The 18,268-nt window shown below is 69.9% G+C and carries 16 protein-coding genes and 1 riboswitch; of the genes, 10 read left to right on the top strand and 6 right to left on the bottom strand.

What is annotated here, in order from left to right; all coding sequences use genetic code 11:
* Positions 1 to 36: 36 nt before the first annotated feature.
* On the bottom strand, positions 37 to 1,326 hold the full coding sequence (locus QRN27_RS02935) for an O-acetylhomoserine aminocarboxypropyltransferase/cysteine synthase family protein (protein ID WP_285040657.1): 1,290 nt from the start codon (positions 1,324 to 1,326) through the stop codon (positions 37 to 39).
* Positions 1,327 to 1,446: 120 nt separating this feature from the next.
* Positions 1,447 to 1,510: riboswitch (guanidine-III (ykkC-III) riboswitch) on the top strand.
* A 14-nt stretch (positions 1,511 to 1,524) separates the two neighbouring features.
* Here QRN27_RS02935 and QRN27_RS02930 point away from each other — a divergent pair.
* Positions 1,525 to 1,848, top strand: coding sequence for a DMT family transporter (locus QRN27_RS02930; RefSeq protein WP_056011390.1), 324 nt, complete (start codon positions 1,525 to 1,527; stop codon positions 1,846 to 1,848).
* Positions 1,849 to 1,876: 28 nt separating this feature from the next.
* Here QRN27_RS02930 and QRN27_RS02925 read toward each other — a convergent pair whose 3' ends face one another.
* Positions 1,877 to 2,887 (bottom strand): YeiH family protein, encoded by a 1,011-nt coding sequence (locus tag QRN27_RS02925; protein ID WP_285040656.1) that lies wholly within the window; start codon positions 2,885 to 2,887, stop codon positions 1,877 to 1,879.
* Positions 2,888 to 2,900: 13 nt separating this feature from the next.
* On the bottom strand, positions 2,901 to 4,463 hold the full coding sequence (locus tag QRN27_RS02920; protein WP_285040655.1) for a dolichyl-phosphate-mannose--protein mannosyltransferase: 1,563 nt from the start codon (positions 4,461 to 4,463) through the stop codon (positions 2,901 to 2,903).
* 66 nt (positions 4,464 to 4,529) lie between these two features.
* Here QRN27_RS02920 and rsmI point away from each other — a divergent pair, with 66 nt between their 5' ends.
* From rsmI to QRN27_RS02890, 6 genes are all read left to right on the top strand, one after another.
* The gene (gene rsmI / locus QRN27_RS02915; RefSeq protein WP_285040654.1) at positions 4,530 to 5,387 is read left to right on the top strand and encodes a 16S rRNA (cytidine(1402)-2'-O)-methyltransferase; all 858 of its coding nucleotides are present in this window, start codon (positions 4,530 to 4,532) and stop codon (positions 5,385 to 5,387) included.
* A gap of 41 nt (positions 5,388 to 5,428) precedes the next feature.
* Positions 5,429 to 7,009, top strand: coding sequence for a methionine--tRNA ligase (gene metG, locus QRN27_RS02910; protein WP_285040653.1), 1,581 nt, complete (start codon positions 5,429 to 5,431; stop codon positions 7,007 to 7,009).
* Positions 7,006 to 7,911, top strand: coding sequence for a TatD family hydrolase (locus QRN27_RS02905; RefSeq protein ID WP_285040652.1), 906 nt, complete (start codon positions 7,006 to 7,008; stop codon positions 7,909 to 7,911). Before metG ends, QRN27_RS02905 begins: the two co-directional genes overlap by 4 nt.
* A gap of 62 nt (positions 7,912 to 7,973) precedes the next feature.
* The gene (gene rsmA, locus QRN27_RS02900) at positions 7,974 to 8,825 is read left to right on the top strand and encodes a 16S rRNA (adenine(1518)-N(6)/adenine(1519)-N(6))-dimethyltransferase RsmA (protein ID WP_285040651.1); all 852 of its coding nucleotides are present in this window, start codon (positions 7,974 to 7,976) and stop codon (positions 8,823 to 8,825) included.
* A 9-nt stretch (positions 8,826 to 8,834) separates the two neighbouring features.
* Positions 8,835 to 9,902: an L-glyceraldehyde 3-phosphate reductase gene (mgrA, locus tag QRN27_RS02895; RefSeq protein ID WP_285040748.1), complete on the top strand. Its 1,068-nt coding sequence runs from the start codon at positions 8,835 to 8,837 to the stop codon at positions 9,900 to 9,902.
* A 40-nt stretch (positions 9,903 to 9,942) separates the two neighbouring features.
* Positions 9,943 to 10,881, top strand: a complete 939-nt coding sequence (locus QRN27_RS02890) for a 4-(cytidine 5'-diphospho)-2-C-methyl-D-erythritol kinase (RefSeq protein ID WP_285040650.1) — start codon at positions 9,943 to 9,945, stop codon at positions 10,879 to 10,881.
* A gap of 63 nt (positions 10,882 to 10,944) precedes the next feature.
* Here QRN27_RS02890 and QRN27_RS02885 read toward each other — a convergent pair whose 3' ends face one another.
* From QRN27_RS02885 to QRN27_RS02875, 3 genes are read right to left on the bottom strand one after another with little or no spacing between them, the layout of a single operon-like run.
* Positions 10,945 to 11,739, bottom strand: a complete 795-nt coding sequence (locus QRN27_RS02885; protein ID WP_285037863.1) for a ferritin family protein — start codon at positions 11,737 to 11,739, stop codon at positions 10,945 to 10,947.
* Positions 11,729 to 14,122 (bottom strand): SDR family oxidoreductase, encoded by a 2,394-nt coding sequence (locus QRN27_RS02880; RefSeq protein WP_285040649.1) that lies wholly within the window; start codon positions 14,120 to 14,122, stop codon positions 11,729 to 11,731. The genes QRN27_RS02885 and QRN27_RS02880 overlap by 11 nt, the downstream gene beginning before the upstream one ends.
* Positions 14,119 to 15,021, bottom strand: a complete 903-nt coding sequence (locus QRN27_RS02875) for a hypothetical protein (protein ID WP_285040648.1) — start codon at positions 15,019 to 15,021, stop codon at positions 14,119 to 14,121. The genes QRN27_RS02880 and QRN27_RS02875 overlap by 4 nt, the downstream gene beginning before the upstream one ends.
* A gap of 79 nt (positions 15,022 to 15,100) precedes the next feature.
* On the opposite strand from QRN27_RS02875, the gene QRN27_RS02870 reads away from it, so the two are divergent.
* Genes QRN27_RS02870 through QRN27_RS02860 form a run of 3 tightly spaced genes read left to right on the top strand, consistent with a single transcriptional unit; the run spans position 15,101 to position 18,260 of the window.
* Positions 15,101 to 15,898 carry an SDR family NAD(P)-dependent oxidoreductase gene (locus QRN27_RS02870; protein WP_285040647.1) on the top strand — a complete coding sequence of 266 codons (798 nt, stop codon included), beginning with the start codon at positions 15,101 to 15,103 and terminating at the stop codon, positions 15,896 to 15,898.
* Positions 15,895 to 16,599 carry a lysophospholipid acyltransferase family protein gene (locus QRN27_RS02865; RefSeq protein WP_285040646.1) on the top strand — a complete coding sequence of 235 codons (705 nt, stop codon included), beginning with the start codon at positions 15,895 to 15,897 and terminating at the stop codon, positions 16,597 to 16,599. The genes QRN27_RS02870 and QRN27_RS02865 overlap by 4 nt, the downstream gene beginning before the upstream one ends.
* A complete protein-coding gene (locus QRN27_RS02860) occupies positions 16,596 to 18,260 on the top strand; it encodes an FAD-binding oxidoreductase (protein ID WP_056007513.1) in 1,665 nt (554 codons plus the stop codon). Before QRN27_RS02865 ends, QRN27_RS02860 begins: the two co-directional genes overlap by 4 nt.
* The last annotated feature ends 8 nt before the right edge of the window (positions 18,261 to 18,268 follow it).

Genomic DNA, 18,268 nt, shown 5'->3' with positions numbered 1-18,268 from the left:
TGCCCGGTCACTGAGCTTGTCGAAGTGCTCATCCCGTTACTCCTTCACCGCGGTCGCCAGGGCCTGGTCGAGGTCGTAGATGATGTCGTCCGGGTCCTCGATGCCGACGCTCAGTCGAACGATGCCGGGCAGCACGCCCGCATCGACGAGCTGCTGGTCGGAGAGCTGGGCGTGCGTGGTCGACGCCGGGTGGATGATGAGGGTCTTCGCGTCGCCGATGTTCGCCAGGTGGCTGGCGAGGTCGACGGACTCGATGAGTTTCTGGCCGACCTGGCGACCACCCTTCACCTCGAAGCTGAAGACGGAGCCAGGCCCCTTCGGCAGGTACTTGTTCGCCCGCTCGTGGTGCGGGTGGGCGGGGAGTCCTGCCCAGTTGACGGCGGCGATGCGCGGGTCGGCGTCCAACCACTCGGCCACGATCCGCGCGTTGTCGACGTGCGCCTGGATCCGGAACGGCAGCGTCTCGACGCCCTGCGCGAGCAGGAAGGCCGAGTGCGGCGCGAGCGCCGGGCCGATGTCGCGCAGCTGCTCCGCGCGGAGGCGGGTGAGGAAGGCGTACTCGCCGAAATTCCCCGACCACTGCAGCCCGCCGTAACTCGGCACCGGCTGACCGAAGAGCGGGAACTTGTCGGAGTCCCAGTCGAACCGGCCGCTCTCGACGACGACGCCACCGAGGGTCGTGCCGTGCCCGCCGAGGAACTTGGTCGCGGAGTGCGTGACGATGTCGGCACCCCACTCGATCGGACGGTTGAGGTAGGGCGTGGCGATGGTGGAGTCGATGATGAGCGGGATGCCGTGGGCGTGGGCGACGTCGGCCAAACCCTCGATGTCGGCGATCTCGCCGGACGGGTTCGCGACCGTCTCGGCGAAGACGAGCTTCGTGTTCTCCTGGATGGCGGCGGCGTAGTCTGCCGCGTCGGAGGACTGCACGAACGTCGTCTCGATGCCGAAGCGCCGGAGGGTGACGTCGAGCTGCGTGATGGACCCGCCGTAGAGGTTGGCCGAGGCGACGATGTGGTCGCCCTGTCCGGCGAGCGAGGCGAAGGTGATGTACTGCGCGGCGAGACCGGAGGCCGTCGCGACGGCGCCGAGACCGCCTTCGAGGCTCGCGATGCGCTCCTCGAAGCTCGCGACGGTCGGGTTCGCGAGACGCGAGTAGATGTTGCCGTACTTCTGCAGGGCGAAGCGTGCGGCGGCGTCGGCGGTGTCGTCGAAGACGAAGGCGCTCGACTGGTAGATGGGCAGCGCGCGGGCGCCGGTCACCTGGTCGGGGATGTTGCCCGCGTGGATCGCACGCGTGCGGAAGCCATACTCACGATCTGCCATGCGTTCACGCTACCCGAGCACCACGCGCGGCTCGGCCCTGCTGCAACAGAAGGACGCATTGCGCCCGACCGTCCACCACCGTGCCCAGCGCCTGCTCAGGCCGAACGCGTATCGTGACGGGCACAGCCCCGCTGGGGTTGCCGGACGAGGGCGCAGTACCCGGAACGCGACAAGACTGACCACTGAGGAGTGATCGTCATGTCATGGATCGTGCTTATCGCATCGGGTGTCCTGGAGGCCGTCTGGGCCACCGCGCTCGGCAAGTCCGAGGGCTTCACGAAGCTCTGGCCCACCGTCACCTTCGGTGTGGCGCTCGTCCTCAGCATGGCGGGCCTGGCCTGGGCCATGCGCGACATCCAGGTCGGCACCGCCTACGCCGTGTGGGTCGGGATCGGTGCCGCGCTCACCGTCGGCTACGCCATGGTCTTCGGCGGGGAGGAGCTGTCCGTCGTCAAGGTGCTGCTCATCCTCGGGCTCATCGGGTGCGTCATCGGCCTGAAGCTCGTGGGCGGGGAGCACTAGCCCGAGCAGCTCGGCGAGCCGCAGGGCGTCAGGACAGGTGCACCGCTCCGAGCGCCAGGACGGCGATGAGGAGCCAGGATCCGAGGCCAACGATGAGCGCGCGCCACCCGGTGGTGATGAGCGTGCGCACCCGGATCGCCGCGCCGAGCGCGAACAGCGCCATCGCGAGCAGCGCGGTCTGCACGGCGTCCGCGATGTCGAGCACGACCTCGGGCACCGGCAGGAGCGTGCGGACGAGGACGGCCGCGATGAAGCCGGCGACGAACAGCGGGACGATCGGCGGGCGGGCGGTGGCGGTCCCGTCAGCGCCGCCGCCGGCTCCGGCCGACACGGTCTGGAGTCGCCGGCGTTCGATCGTCGCGGCGGCGGCGACCATGGGCGCGAGCAACACGACGCGGGTGAGCTTGACGACCACCGCGACGGCGAGCGCGCTCGTCCCCGCGATCTGCGCGGTCGCGACCACCTGGCCGACGTCGTGCACGCTTGCACCCACCCAGTGGCCGAACTGCTCGTCGGTCAGGCCGAGCGGTCCGCGGAGCGCGGGGAGGACGAAGATCGCGAGCGTGCCGCAGAGGGTGACGAGCGCGATCGGGGTGGCCTGTTCCTCGTCCTTCGCCTTCACGACCCCGCTCATCGCACCGATCGCCGAGGCGCCGCAGATGGAGAAGCCGGTCGCGATGAGCAACGGCTCCGGGCCGGTGAGACCGATCGCCTTGCCGAGCCAGAGCGTGGTGAAGAAGGTGATGACGACGATGGCGACGGTGGTCGCCAGGGTCACCCAGCCGAGTCCGGCGATGTCGACGAGGCTGAGCTTCAGCCCCAGCAGCACGATGCCGATCCGCATGAACCGCTTCGCGCTGAGTCCGAGTCCCGGCTTGAGCACGCCGCCCGCGAGCCGTTGGAAGACCGGCAGCTGGCCTGTGACCATCCCGAGCAGGACGCTCGCGGTGAGGAGCGGTACGACCGGCACGAGGGTGTGCAGCCCGAGGGCGAGCAGTGCCGCCCCACCGGCGACGAGCACACCGGGGAGGGCCTTCACGACCGACCGCCCGTCAGACCCACGACGGCAACCAGGCGTGGAGGTGCCAGAACCAGTACGGGACGGTGATCGCGGTCCAGATCGGGTACCAGAAGACACTCAGGAGCGTGGTGATCGTCACGAACACGCCGATCACCCCGACACCGGCGACCCGGCGTTCCTCCGGATCGTCCCTGGACCCGAGGATCTTCCCGACGGCGAAGACGAGCGCGAGGATCAGATACGGCTCGAACACGATCGTGTAGAACTGGAACACCGTGCGGTTCAGGTACAGCAGCCACGGGAGGTACCCGGCCGCGACGCCGAGCACGATGAGCCCCACCTGCCATTCGCGGTAGCGGACCAGACGGTAGACGCAGTACCCGAGGGCGACGGCGGCACCCCACCAGATGAGCGGGTTGCCGATCGAGGTGATCGCCGAGGAGCAGGCGTCCCAGGCGCAGCCGTCGGTCCCCATCGCGGGGGACTGGTAGTACATGCTGGTCGGCCGGATCATGAGCAACCAGCCGAGCGGGTTCGCCGCGTACGGATGCGGTGTGCTCAACCCGACGTGGAAGCCGTACGCGCTCTGGTGGTAGTGGATGAGGCTCTGGAACCAGTGGGGGACCCAGGCGAAGGTGCCCGTCCACGCGTTGCTGACGGCGTTCGCCCACTGCCGGTCGTAGCCGCCCGAGGTGAGGATCCATCCCGACCAGCTCGCGAGGTACACCACCGCGGCGACCGGGACGAGCGTCAGGAAGGAGACGGGACCCTGCTTGAGGACCGCGGCGCTCGCCCAGAGGCCGAGCCCGAGGCGGCGGCGGAGCAGGAGGTCGGTGACGATGACGTACAGGCCGAACGCGGCGAGGAAGTACAGGCCGTTCCACTTGACCGCCGTCGCCGCACCGAACGCGACTCCGGCGGCGAGGAGCCAGGGACGCCACCAGAGCACGGGGCCCCAGGCCGGTTCCGCGCCACCGGAACGGAGTGACGCGAGCTTCGCGGCGAGCCGGGACGCGTGCCAGGAGCGGTCGAGCAGGATCGCCCCGAACCCGACCAGCACGAACAGCATCACGAAGTTGTCGAGCAGTGACACCCGCGCCATGACGATGGCGTGCCCGTCGATGGCGAACAGGAACCCGGCGAGGACCGCGAGGATCGACGAGGTGAACAGGCGCTTCGCGATCAGGGTCACGAGGAGCACCGCCAGGGTGCCGGCGATGACGGTGGAGATCCGCCAACCCGTGCTGTCGTCGATGCCGAAGACGGCGATGCCGAGGGCGATCAGCCACTTGCCGAGAGGCGGGTGGACGACGTACGACGGGTTCGTGCTCGGGTCGCCCGCGTCACCGTTGGCGAAGCCTTCGTCCGCCCCGTCCGGCCAGGTGCTCTCGTACCCGTTGAGCCACAACGACCAGGAGTCCTTCACGTAGAACGTCTCGTCGAAGACGAGCGAGTGCGGGTGGCCGAGGTTCCAGAACCGCAGGATGAAGGCGAGGAGGGTGACGGCTGCAGGGCCGCCCCAGATCCACAGCTTCCGGCGGCGCTCGGTGCGGAGCATCCGCTCCCACCAACGGTCGAGGCGCGATCCCGTCACGGGGGGTTCCAGGAGATCGACCGACACCGTCTCATCTAACCACCCGGCCGGTGGGAGACTGGTCCGGTGATCATCCTCGGCGCGACCCCCATCGGCAACCTCGGCGACGCGTCGCCCCGACTCCGCGAGGCGTTGGCCACCGCGGAGGTCATCGTCGCCGAGGACACCCGGACGGCGATCCACCTCCTGCGGGCGCTCGGCGTGGAGTCTCGCCCCCGACTCATCGCCATGCACGACCACAACGAACGTGAGCGCGCCGCCGAGATCGTCGAACTCGCCCGCGAGACCGACGTGCTCGTCCTGAGCGACGCCGGCATGCCGACCGTGTCAGACCCCGGGTTCCACCTCGTGGACGCGGCCGCCACGGCGGACGTCCAGGTCACGGCGATCCCCGGTCCGTCCGCGGTCGTCACGGCGCTCGCCGTCTCCGGGCTCGCGACGGACCGGTTCACCTTCGAGGGCTTCCTGCCGCGGAAGCCGGGCGACCGTCGGAGCGCCCTCCGCGCCCTCGCGACGGAACCGCGCACGATGGTGTTCTTCGAATCGCCCAACCGCCTGGCCTCCTCACTCGAGGACGTCGCATCGGTCCTCGGTGGCGACCGCCGGGTCGCCGTCTGCCGGGAGCTCACGAAGCTGTTCGAGGAGGTCAAGCGCGGAACGGCCGCGGAGCTCGCCGTCTGGGCCTCGGGCGGGGTGAAGGGCGAGATCTGCATCGTCATCGCCGGTGCCGAGGCCGTCGAGGCCGATCCCGACACCGCGCTCGAGCAGGTGCTCGCCCTCGTGGCCGCAGGGATGCGCCTGAAGGACGCCTCGAACGAGGTCGCCGAGGCCACGGGCCTGTCGAAGCGCGACCTCTACCAGGCGGCCCTGGCCGCACGCCCGCCGAAGACGGTACCGGGCTCGGAGCGGCGCCCCACGTCGTAACAGGCACGAGCGTGGTGCCCGCTCGTCCTAGGATTGACCCCATGGCCGACGGCACCTCGTTCTACATCACCACGCCCATCTTCTACGTCAACGATGCTCCGCACATCGGGCACGCGTACACGGAGGTGGCCGCCGACGTCCTCGCGCGCTGGCACCGTCAGGCCGGCGACCGCACCTGGTTCCTCACCGGGACGGACGAGCACGGCCAGAAGATCCTGCGCACGGCGACCGCGAACGGCGTGACGCCGAAGGAGTGGGCGGACCGCCTCGTCAGCGAGTCCTGGTACCCGCTGCTCGACACGATCGACATCTCGAACGACGACTTCATCCGCACGACCGACGAGCGCCACGAGCAGAACGTCCAGCTCTTCCTGCAGCGTCTGTACGACGCCGGGTACATCTACACGGGCGAGTTCGAGGGCTACTACTGCGTCGGGTGCGAGGAGTACAAGCAGGAGAGCGACCTCGTCCAGGGCACCGGCGAGTACGTCGGCCAGCTCGTCTGCGCGATCCACTCCAAGCCTGTCGAGCTGCTGCAGGAGAGCAACTACTTCTTCCGCATGAGTGACTTCGCCGAGCGACTGCTCGCCCTCTACGAGGAACGTCCCGAGTTCGTGCAGCCGGAGTCGGCACGCAACGAGGTCATCCAGTTCGTCCGCCAGGGCCTGAAGGACCTCTCGATCTCGCGCTCCACCTTCGACTGGGGCATCAAGGTCCCGTGGGACGAGAGCCACGTCGTCTACGTCTGGTTCGACGCCCTGCTCAACTACATCACCGCCGCCGGGTACGGCTCCGACGAGGAGGCGTTCGCCGAGCGCTGGCCGGCGACGCAGATCGTCGGCAAGGACATCCTCCGGTTCCACGCCGTCATCTGGCCGGCCATGCTCATGGCCGCCGGACTTGAGGTGCCGAAGCGCGTCTTCGGTCACGGCTGGTTGCTCGTCGGCGGCGAGAAGATGTCCAAGTCGAAGCTCACCGGTATCGCACCCAGCGAGATCACCGACACCTTCGGATCCGACGCGTTCCGCTACTACTTCATGCGCGCCATCGCCTTCGGCCAGGACGGATCCTTCAGCTGGGAGGACCTCTCGGCGCGCTACCAGGCCGAGCTCGCGAACGGCTTCGGCAACCTCGCCTCGCGCGTGCTGGCCATGGTCACCCGCTACTTCGAGGGCGTCGTGCCGCCGAGCGGCCCCGCCGAGCCTGCCGACGTCGCGATCCAGGAGACGGTCGCCCGCGCCGCTACGGACGCCGACGCCGCCATCGAGCGACTCGCCATTCAGGACGCACTGGCCGCCATCTGGCGGATCGTCGACGAGCTGAACGGCTACATCACCGAGCAGGAGCCGTGGGCGCTCGCGAAGGACGAGGCCAAGCGCGCACGCCTCGGCACCGTCCTCGCCACGGCGGTCGAAGGGCTCCGCGCCCTGTCGGTCCTGCTGCACCCCTTCGTCCCGAAGGCGACCACCAAGCTCTGGACCGCACTCGGGGTCGAGGACGCCCTGGGTCAGCTCGGCGCGCAGCGCATCGGCGAGGTCGGCACCTGGGCTCAGGTCCCCGCCGGCACCACGGTGGTCGGGCTCGAGCCGCTCTTCCCGCGGATCGAGGCCGTCGCGGAATGAGCGAGGGCGTCGCGCCGGATCCAGCCGCCACCCCGCATCTGCGGCAGCGTGAGGCGGGGGAGCGGAAGCAGTTGAGCTACCCGGAGAGCCCCGAGCCGCTGCCGGTGGCCGTGTACGACAACCACACCCACCTCGAGCACGCCGACGGCGATGCGCCGCTCACGCCGACGGAGCACCTCGACCGCGCGGTCGCCGTCGGTGTCCGCGGGATCGTGCAAGTCGGCACCGACGTCGAGACCTCGCGCTGGTCGGCTGCGCTCGCGGCCCGCGACCCACGCGTCCTCGCTGCCGTGGCGATCCACCCGAACGACGCTCCGGATCTCGACCGCGCCGGAACACTCGACGACGCGCTGGCCGAGATCGACCGGCTGGCAGCCCAACCCCGCGTCCGGGCCGTCGGCGAGACCGGCCTCGACTTCTTCCGCACCGAGGACGACGGCCGAGCAGCACAGTTCGCCTCCTTCGAGGCGCACATCGCGATCGCGAAGCGGCACGGCATCGCCCTGCAGATCCACGACCGCGACGCCCACGACGAGGTCGTCGAGACCCTGTTGCGCGTCGGGGCTCCGGAGCGCACCGTCTTCCACTGCTTCTCCGGGGGCCGCGAACTCGCAGCGCTCTGCGCCGAGCACGGCTGGTACGCCTCGTTCGCGGGCACCGTGACGTTCAAGAACGCCGCACCGCTGCGCGAGGCGCTCGAGGTCATGCCCCGCGAGCTCGTCATGGTCGAGACCGACGCGCCGTACCTCACACCGGCACCGTTCCGCGGTCGGCCCAACGCCCCCTATCTGCTGCCCCACACGGTCCGTGGCATGGCGGCGCACCTCGGCGCAGACCTCGAGGGGTTCGCGACGCAGCTCGCCTCGAACACCGAGCGGGTCTACGGCTCCTGGTCCGACTGACCGGTGGGCGGCCTGGAGCCGCGGCGCGATCGGGGCCACCGGCGATCGGGGATACTGGGGGGATGACCGCTTCCGTCGCACTGCTCGGCCCCGCCGAGATCCGAGACCTCGCCACCCTGCTCGACGTGACGCCGACGAAGAAGCTCGGTCAGAACTTCGTGATCGACGCGAACACCGTCCGCAAGATCGTCTCGGTCGCCCATGTCGCGCCGGGCGACGTGGTGGTGGAGATCGGTCCGGGACTCGGATCGCTCACGCTGGGCCTGCTCGAAGCCGACGCGAGTGTCGTCGCCGTCGAGATCGACGGTCGCCTCGCGAAGCAGCTCCCGATCACCGTGGGGGAGATGGCGCCGGGCATGATCGACCGGCTGTCGGTCGTCCACGAGGACGCCCTCCGCATCGTGGAACTCCCCGCGCTCCCGAACCGGCTCGTCGCCAACCTGCCGTACAACATCTCCGTGCCGGTCCTGCTGCACTTCCTCGAACACTTCACCTCGCTCACTGCCGGCGTCGTCATGGTGCAGGCGGAGGTCGGGTACCGGCTGGCCGCGGTCCCGGGGAGCAAGGTCTACGGCGCACCGAGCGCGAAGGCGGCCTGGTACGGGGCGTGGCGCATCGCCGGACAGGTCAGTCGCCAGGTCTTCTGGCCGATCCCGAACGTCGACTCCGTCCTGGTGGGCTTCGAACGACGGAGCGACGTGATCGGCACCGAGCAGGAGCGGGTCGAGACCTTCGCGCTGATCGACGCCGCCTTCCAGCAGCGCCGGAAGATGCTCCGCCAGGCGCTCGGCAACGTCCTCGGCAGCTCGCAGGCGGCCACGGAGCGCATGGAGGCCGCCGGGGTCAAGCCGACCGCGCGCGGTGAGGAACTCACCGTCCACGACTTCCTGTCGATCGTCCGCGCAGGGCGATAGCGTTGGCGCATTACCGCTGATGCTCGTTTCCCCCTGAACGTCCCCGACATCCACCGCCCGTACGCCGCGGCCGACGACCGCTACGCGCGGAACGACTACCGCCAGGTGGGTACCTCCGGCCTTTTCCTGCCGCCGATCTCGCTCGGCCTCTGGTACAACTTCGGCGACAACCGGCCCTTCGATGGACAGCGTGCCCTGCTCCGGCACGCGTTCGACCACGGGATCACCCACTTCGACCTCGCGAACAACTACGGGCCGCCCTACGGTTCGGCGGAGACGAACTTCGGTCGCATGATGCGCGAGGACTTCGGCCCGTACCGCAATGAGCTCATCATCTCCTCGAAGGCCGGCTACGACTTCTGGCCAGGCCCGTACGGCAACTTCGGTTCGAAGAAGTACCTGACCGCGAGCCTCGACGAGTCGCTCGAACGCATGGGGCTCGACTACGTGGACATCTTCTACTCGCACCGGGTGGACGAGGTGACGCCCATCGAGGAGACGGTCGGTGCGCTCGACGCGATCGTGCGCTCGGGGAAGGCGTTGTACGTCGGCATCTCCTCCTACTCGGCCGAACGGACCGCGGCAGCCCACGCCGTCGCCCGTGAGCTCGGAACGCCGCTCGTGATCCACCAGCCGTCGTACTCGATCCTGAACCGCTGGGTGGAGGACGGACTCACCGAGGTGCTCACCGAGACGGGCCTCGGGGCGATCGCCTTCGTGCCGCTCGCGCAGGGTCTCCTCACCGACAAGTACCTCGGGGAGGGCCCGGCGGAGCGCGCGACGAACCGCCCGTCACTGCCGGACCGCCAGGTGAGCGAGGAGATGGCGACGCGGTTGCGGTCCCTCAACGACATCGCGACCGAGCGCGGCCAGACCCTCGCGCAGATGTCGCTGGCCTGGGTGCTGAACAACCCGGCGATCACCTCAGCGCTCATCGGCGCCTCGCGGCCGGAGCAACTCGACGAGAACCTCGCCGCGCTCGACGGCCCGGCGTTCACGACCGAGGAGCTCGAGGAGATCGACCGGCTCGCCGAGGGCGCGGACGTCAACATCTGGGCGGACTCCTCGGACAAGTAGGGCGGTCCGGGGCGGTTCCCGGATCGACTAACTTGGAACAATGACCACCGAGGCCATCCTCAAGCACGTGCACGTGCGCGCACCGGGGAAGATCAACGTCTTCCTGAAAGTCGGCGACGTGATGGACGACGGCTACCACGACGTCGCGACCGCCTACCAGGCGATCTCGCTGTACGAGGACGTGCACGCGTACCCGGCCGACGACTTCAGCGTGACGTTCTCGGGGTCCGTCGACGTCTCCGGGGTGCCGACGGACACGAGCAACCTGGCCATCCGCGCCGCAAAGGCGCTCGCGAGGCGGACGGGGTTCCGCGGTGGCGTGCGCCTCGAGATCGAGAAGCACGTCCCGGTCGCCGGAGGCATGGGCGGTGGCTCGGCGGACGCAGCAGCGACCCTGCTCGCCTGTGACGCGCTCTGGGGCACCGAGCGCAGCCGCGACGAGCTCTTGGCCCTGGCCGCCCGTCTCGGCGCGGACGTGCCGTTCGCGCTGCTCGGCGGCACGGCCGTCGGCACCGGCCGAGGCGACCAGCTGAGCAGCGCGCTCGCCAAGGGACAGTTCGAGTGGGTCCTCGCGCTCGCCGACTTCGGCATGTCGACCCCGCTGGTCTACCAGGAGCTCGACGCGCACCGCGCGCGCCACATCCTCGACATCTCGCCGTCCGGCCGCCAGCCGACCGTCGACGCCGCGGTGCTCCAGGCGCTTCGTGCCGGCGACGCCCACCTGCTCGGCGATGTCCTCTACAACGACCTGCAGGCCGCCGCCCTGCAGCTTCGGCCGGTGCTCGGCGAGGTCCTCGAGTTCGGGGATTCGCAGGGCGCCCTCGGCAGCCTCGTGTCGGGCTCCGGCCCCACGATCGCCTTCCTCGCCGCGGACACCGACGACGCCCTGGAGCTGCAGGTCACGCTCGCCTCATCCGGGCTGAAGACCATCCGGGCACACGGGCCGGTCCACGGCGCCCGCATCGTCTCGCAGAGCTGAGGCGTACCTCCGTGACCGACGGAACCCCGGTCGGTGATCCGACCGGGGTTCCGACACACGGGTTCAGGCCGCGACGCCTCGCACGCGGAGGGAGTTCTCGATGATCGTGAGCCCCTCCATGCCGGGCAGCTTCGCGATGTGGCCGTCGATGCGGCGCACCTCCGCCAGGCCCTCCTCGTCGCCGAACAGGTGCCCCATCACGTGGGTGACCTCGGAGTCCGGCATGACGCCGGAGCCGACAGGACCCCACACCTTGCGCAGCAGGAACCGGGTGAGGCGGCGGGCGCTCTTCGACGACTCGAGGCGTGCCCTGGCCTGGCTCGCGTAGAACGCCACGTGGCGGGTCTCCTGCTTCGCGATCCGCTTGAGGAGCACGGAGAGCACGGGGTGCCGCTCGAGCTGCGCGAGGCGGGTGTACGCGGCCGTGGCCGACCACTCGTTCGCCGCACCCCAGCTCATGTGCACGGCGATGAAGTCGGTGCCGACGAGGTTGCCGAGGATCGACTGCTTGATGGGGTCGAGGCGGTCCTTCCAGCCGAGCTTCAAGCGCGTCGCCTTCAGTTCGTCGAAGTCGACGGTGATGTCGTGGGCGGCCAGGACGGCGGCGAGTGCCTCACCGTGCCAGAACTCCTCGCGGTTCCACATCGTCATGAACGCGCCGACCTCGTCGTCCTCGTGGGACGGCGTCATGAGCATGTCCCGGAGGTAGCAGACCGTGTGGTACTCGATGTCGCACATGTACCGCAGGCTGCGGAGGGTGGAAGCGGGGAGCGGATTCGTCTTGAACTCGTCGAAGTCGAGGTCACTCCAGTTCACCGAGACGCTCGTCTCGGTGAACTTGTCGATGTCAAACGCCATGTGCGTTGGGGCGGTCGGGGATCGTGTCCTCGGCCGTCCGCTCTCCTCTCGGCTGTGCGGGGCGCGGTGCGCGGGTCAGTTCGTCTTCGGAGCGGACGCCCCCGGTGGTTCGTGCCCATTCTCGCACCGTCCACCGGCCGGCCTGTGCCAGCTGGTAGAGGGTGTGGTCGGGGTTCACGGCGACCGGATTGCCGACCAGCTGCAACCAGGCCGCGTCGGCGTGGGAGTCGCCGTACCCGTAGGAGTGGGCGAGGTCCATCCCGTGCTGCTCGGCGTACTGGGTGAGCCAGGCGCCACGGGCCTCGTCGACGAGCGGCGGGCTGTCGAGGTACCCCGTGAGGCGCCCGTTCTCGGCGTGCATCGCACCGGCGACGACCTCGTCGAAGAACGGTGCGAGGGGAGCGGCCATGAGGTCGATCGTGCCCGTCACGAGGATGGTCCGGTGCCCGGCGGCGCGGTGCGCGGCGATCTGTTCGAGCGCCTGGGGGAGCAGTCGCGAACGGACCGCCTTGCCGAACCCGCCCCGGACGAGTTTCTCGAGCTGAGCGACGTCGACGCCCTCGTAGCGACGCATGAAGGTGCGGATGAACTCGCCGCGGTCGCGGAGCTCGGCACCGATGTAGCCGGGCATGGACGCGCCGAGCGCGGCGATCTCGATGGGCCACCGCGAGCGCGAGGTCGCGGCGAGCCGCAACCAGAGGTACTGCTCGATGAGGTTCCAGGCGAGCACCGTGCCCTCGAGGTCGAACACCGCGAGGACGTCGTCCCGCACGGGGAGGATCTTCTGCTGCTTCGCCGCGCCGGCCTTGCGGTTCGCGAACGCGCGGGTCAGCGTGGTGACGGCCGGGAAGTGGATCCGCTGGAAGTAGTCGTCCCAATCGATCGTCGTGACGTCGAAGCCGCGGTCCGCCTGCTGCTCCGGGGTGAGCGAGGCGTGGAGCTCGCGGGTGCGACGGTCGTCGAACACGATCTCGCTCTGGACGTACGAGCGGTAGAGCCCCGTGAAGTCGCGGAGCGACCCGAGGTCGCTCGACGCCTTCCGGATGCGGTCCTGCCAGCCACGGGTCCGCGCGTTGGCCGGGAGGTGCGACACGATCCTGCCCGCGGCGCTCGTGGCCTTCTGCCGGCGGTCGATGGAGCGCTCGATGGCCCGTCCGCCTGGGAAGTTCCAGGTCGGCACGCTGATGTCGCCCGCGTCGGCCGGGATCGGGTGCTCCGTGAAGTAGCTGTGCACGTTCGCGTACATCTTGTGGAACGGCAGCGGGTTGCTCGCGCCGGAGCTCACCTGGAAGTAGCGAGGGGCGGCGGGTTCCGGAGGGGTCTCCGCCGCGGCGAGGATGGCGTTCACGACGAAGTCGACCGGGATGATGTCGAGGACGCTGTCCGGCAGGCCCGGGAAGTCGGGCAACTGGCCTCGGCCGTAGGCGATGATCAGCGGATCCGCCACCTTGTAGCCGTCGATCCAGCCGGGGAACGGGTGCGCGAGGGCGCTCTCGATGATGGAGGGGCGGACGAAGGACAGTCGGTTGCCCGTGCCGGCCCAACGCTCCTCGGCGACGCGCTCCGCCATCGCCTTCGTGAAGGTGTAGACGTCGGTCCAGCCGAGGCTCTCGGCCCTGGCGCGACCGTGGGCGACGAGGCGCGCGTCGACCCAGGCGATCCGTGCGGCCTCCGCCGCGGTCGAGACCGCCTGCGGGCCCGCCTTGCCGTGGTCGCGGCGAGCGGTCTGCATGAGCTTCCGCAGGACCTCGGGCCGGCGGGAGGACTCCTCGGCGCGGATGCGGGCGGAGCGTGCCGCCTCGGCCTCGGCGCGCCAGTCCACGTCGTGCACGAGGCTGCGCTCCGGCTGGATGCCCTTGCGGGTCCCGCCGACGTAGGCCGTGGACACGTGGACGACGTGCGGGGTCGCGCCGCTCTTCGCGAGCGCCGCGTAAAGGGTGGTCGCGCCGCCGACGTTCGTGGCGAACGCCTCGTCGATCGGCGGGTCGAAGGAGACGGTGGACGCGCTGTGGATCACGACGTCGAGGTCGGAGGGGAGCGCCATCTCGTCGAGCCCGCCCTCGATGACGTTCACCCGCTCGGCGACGATGGCCGAGGCCGCCTCGGCACCGACGCGCTCGCGCCAGGCCTTGAACACCGGCTTCCGGAGGAGGGTCTGCAACCGGTCGCTCCCGCGGACGGACCCCTTCTTGCGGATCAGCAGGCTGACCCGGGTGGTGGGGTGGTCGGCGAGCAGGCGCTCGAGCACGGCCTGCCCGAGGAAGCCGGTGCCGCCCGTGACGAGGACGTGTGCCCCGTCGAGGGCGCCGGGCGAGATCGCCGGTGCGGTGCTCGCGACAGGTTCCGGCTGCGGAACCTCGTCGGGGGTGGTGGCGTCGGTCATCGGTTCTCCTCGGTGCTTCCGTGGCGTCCACGGTGGGCGAGCTTGGCGGCGAGATGGAGGCCCGACTGACCGGGGAGCGCGTCGATGGCCGCGTCGATCCCGATCACCGCCGGGTCGCTCCAGGTGGCGGTACTGCGGAACACGAGGGCGGCGAACCGTGCGGTCTGCCGGGTGCCCGTCACGTCGGATCCGGTCGGCCAGACGGCGGAGCGGATGCGGCGGCGGGTGATGCCCTGCGCGCGGGGCGACGCGGCGAGCCGGTCGCCGGCCTGCGCGCTGAAGAACTCCAGGTGGCGGGCCTTGGTCTCCAGGATCTCGTCGATGAGGCGGTCGAGTCCGGGATGCGCGGCGCGCTCGCGGACGGCCCGATAGGCCGCCGCGGTGATGAGGTCGTCGATCGTCCCGATCGTCATGTGCCAGGCGATGATGTCCTCGCCGAGCACGTTCGCGATGAGGGCCTGACCGATCGGCGTGAACCGGTCGCTCACACCCCGGAGGGTGCGGCGGAGCCCGGTCGCGCGGACCTTGACCCGCGGCGTGCCGTTCGCCTTGAGCACCGTGTCGATCGTGTCGGTGATCCAGTACTTCTCGTACGCCCAGGTGATGAGGAACGCGGTGACCCTGGCGTCCTTGTGGGTCGGTGTCACCAGCACGCCGCGGAGGTACTGCATGGTCGCGCGCTCGATGTCGGAGAGGGCCCGGAGCAGCGCGACCGTCTCGGGGGAGAGGGGCGTGGAGGAGAAGTCCTCCGCCTCGATCTCCTTGCGACGACTGCCGACCGCCGAGGTGGCGTAGTCGCGGACGCTGAACCCGTGGGCGGGGCGCAGCATGGCGCTCTCTTGCTCGACATCGTCGAGGGCGGCGGGTGCTGCTGGGCGCGGCGATTCCCGGTTCACCATGGCGTCTCCGTTCCGTGACGATCCGACCTCATCACTGTAGCTTGCAACGATACGCAACGCGTAGCGTATTCTGATCCACATGGCTACAGCTCTCGTCACCGGTGGGACCTCCGGCATCGGTGCCGCGTTCGCCACGGCGCTCGCCGAGCGGGGCTTCGACCTGGTGCTCGTGGCCCGCGACGCACAGCGCCTGGAGGCGTCGGCCGAGCGGCTCCGCGCGACCGGACGCACGGTCGAGGTGATCTCCGCCGACCTCTCCGACCGCGCCGACGTCGCACGACTCGCTGCCCGCATCGAGGACGCCGCAGCGCCGATCGACGTCGTCGTCAACAACGCCGGCTTCGGGGTGCACGCGCGGCTGACCGATCCCGACACGAGCGAGCTCGACAACGCGATCGAGGTCATGTGCCGCAGCGTCGCCGTGCTCTCGGGCGCCGCAGCCCGTGCCATGCGTGAACGCGGTGGCGGCACCATCCTCAACGTGTCGAGCACCGCCGGGTTCATCACCACGGGCGGGTATTCGGCGGTCAAGGCGTTCGTCACGACCTACACGGAGGCGCTGGCGGTCGAACTCGCCGGCACCGGGGTGCACGTCACGGCGCTCTGCCCGGGCTGGGTCCGCACCGAGTTCCACGACCGCGCCGGCATCAGCACCCGTTCGATCCCGTCCGGTCTCTGGATCGACGTCGACCGACTGGTCGCCGACGCCCTCCGCGACGCCGCTCGTGGCGTCGTCGTGTCGATCCCGAGTCTCCGGTTCAAATCGCTCATGGCCCTCGTCAAGTTCGCGCCCCGCTCCTCGATCCGGTGGATCTCGGGCCGGATGTCGTCGAGTCGTCGTGCCGCGAACGCCGCCCAGTCAGGAGCCCACCGATGACCGCAGAGCCGCGGTTCACCTCATCCCTGCACGCGAACGCGCGCTTCGTCGCACAGCGCCTCCTGCTGAAGCCGCTCGTCTGGTCGTTGACTCGCGTCCGCGTGACGGGCCGCGAGCGTCTCACCGGGGTGGACGGTCCGTTCATCGTCGTCGCGAACCATCAGTCCCACCTCGACGCCCCGCTCGTCGTCGGTGCGATGCCACGGCGACTCTCGCGGTTCCTCGCCGCCGGTGTCGCGGCGGACTACTTCTTCGACGTCCCCGCCCGACGCCTGTTCGCGGCCCTGTTCTTCAACGCCTTCCCGGTCGACCGTTCGGGCGACCGCAAACGGGCCGGTGTGTCGAGGGAGCTCCTCGAGAGCGGCGTCCCGATCCTCATCTTCCCCGAGGGCGGCAGATCCAAGACGGGTGAGCTCGGCCGGTTCAAACCCGGCGCGGCGGCCCTCGCGACCCGCCAGGGCATCCCCTGCCTCCCGGTCGCGGTGCTCGGCACCCACGCCGCGATGCCGAAGGGCCGCAACTGGCCCGTCCCCGGACGGCCGCCCGTCAGCGTCGTCTTCGGGCGCCCGATCCACCCGCAACCGAACGAGACGCCCGTCCAACTCATGGACCGCGTCGTCGCCGAGATCGTGGCCCTGCGTGCCTCGGTCGAGCCGGAAGCACACGTGTCGATCGACACACCACGAAAGGAAGCCGGATGACGTCTGTGGAGCACATGAAGTGGTGGGGCTGGGGTGTCGAGGGTGTCGCCTTCGAGCACAGCAACAAGCCGGACTTCGCGCCGTTCGTGAAGCAGGCCGTCGGCCTCGACCTGCGGAAGCCGGCGCAGTCGCACCTCAGCTTCGACGAGCTCACCGTCCCGGCCTCGCGCGCGACCGAGGAGTTCATCGCCGAGCTCTCGCTGCTCGTCGGCCAGGGCCACGTCACGGCCGACGACGAGGAACGCGTCGTCCACACCTACGGCAAGAGCATCCGCGACCTGCTCCGGATCCGCGCGAACGACCTTCCGCGGACGCCCGACCTCGTCGTGTACCCGGCCGATGAGGCCGAGGTCGCCTCCGTGGTCGCGGCGGCCGTCGCCGCGGACGCCGTCATCATCCCGTTCGGCGGCGGAACCAACATCGCCGGCTCGCTCGACCCGCAGCCGACGGAGGAGCGGGTCATCATCTCCCTCGACCTCGGCCGCCTCGACCGCGTGCTGTCGATCGACGAGGGCTCCGGCCTCGCCACCATCCAGGCGGGTGCGCAGGGACCGTCGATCGAGGAACAGCTCGGCGCCAAGGGCTGGACGATGGGCCACTTCCCCGACAGCTTCACGCACTCGACCCTCGGCGGTTGGGTCGCGACGCGCTCCTCGGGCATGCAGTCCGACAAGTACGGCGACATCGCCGACATCACCAAGGGCCTGCGCATGGTCCGGCCGAACGGGATCGTCGCGATCCGTCCCGTTCCGAGCGCCTCCACCGGACCGAGCGTCCGCGAGATGATCATCGGCAGCGAGGGCCGCCTCGGCATCATCACCGAGGTGACGGTGCAGGTCCACCGCACCCCGGCGGTCCGCGAGGTCCTCGGCTACTTCTTCCCCACCTGGGAGGCCGGACTCGCGGCGATGCACGAGATCGCCGAGAGCGACGCCAGCCCGTCCGTCACGCGCGTGTCGAACGCCCGGGAGAGCGGCTTCTCGCTCGCGACCCGGAAGGCCAGCACCGGCGTCTCGGCGCAGGTCACGAAGGGCCTCATGAAGGTCCTGACGGCCCGCGGCTGGGACCTCGAGCAGCTGTGCCTGTCCTTCATCGGATACGAGGGCAGCGCTTCGCACGTCCGCTACGAGAAGGGCCTCGTCGGCTCGATCGTCCGAAAGCACGGCGGCATGGGTGTCGGCAAGGGCCCCGGTGCCCTGTACGACCAGAAGAAGTTCGACACCCCCTACCTGCGCGACTTCCTACTCGACCGTGGCGCGGCGGCAGACGTCTCGGAGACGGCCGCACCGTGGTCGCGGCTGCAGGAGGTCTACGACGCCGCGAACGACGCCGCCAACGCCGCCTACGACAAGCTCGGCGTGCACGGCTGGATCATGTGCCACCTGTCACACTCGTACCACTCGGGCGCCTGCCTGTACTTCACCTTCGCGTTCATCACGGGCGACGACCCCATCGGTGAGTACGAGCAGGTCAAGTCGGCCATCCAGCAGGCCTTCGTCGACCACGGCGGGACCCTGTCGCACCACCACGCGGTCGGTGTCGAGCACGCGCCGTGGATGGAGCAGGACATCTCGAGCGAGGGCGTCGCGATCATGCGTGGCCTCTTCGAGAGCGCCGACCCGGGATCGAACTTCAACCCCGGCAAGATCCTCGCCGACTGAGCTCTCCG

This window comes from Plantibacter sp. LMC-P-059a (genome assembly GCF_030209505.1).
In the GTDB taxonomy this organism is placed as follows: domain Bacteria; phylum Actinomycetota; class Actinomycetes; order Actinomycetales; family Microbacteriaceae; genus Plantibacter.
This window is presented reverse-complemented; position numbering and strand designations above follow the sequence as displayed.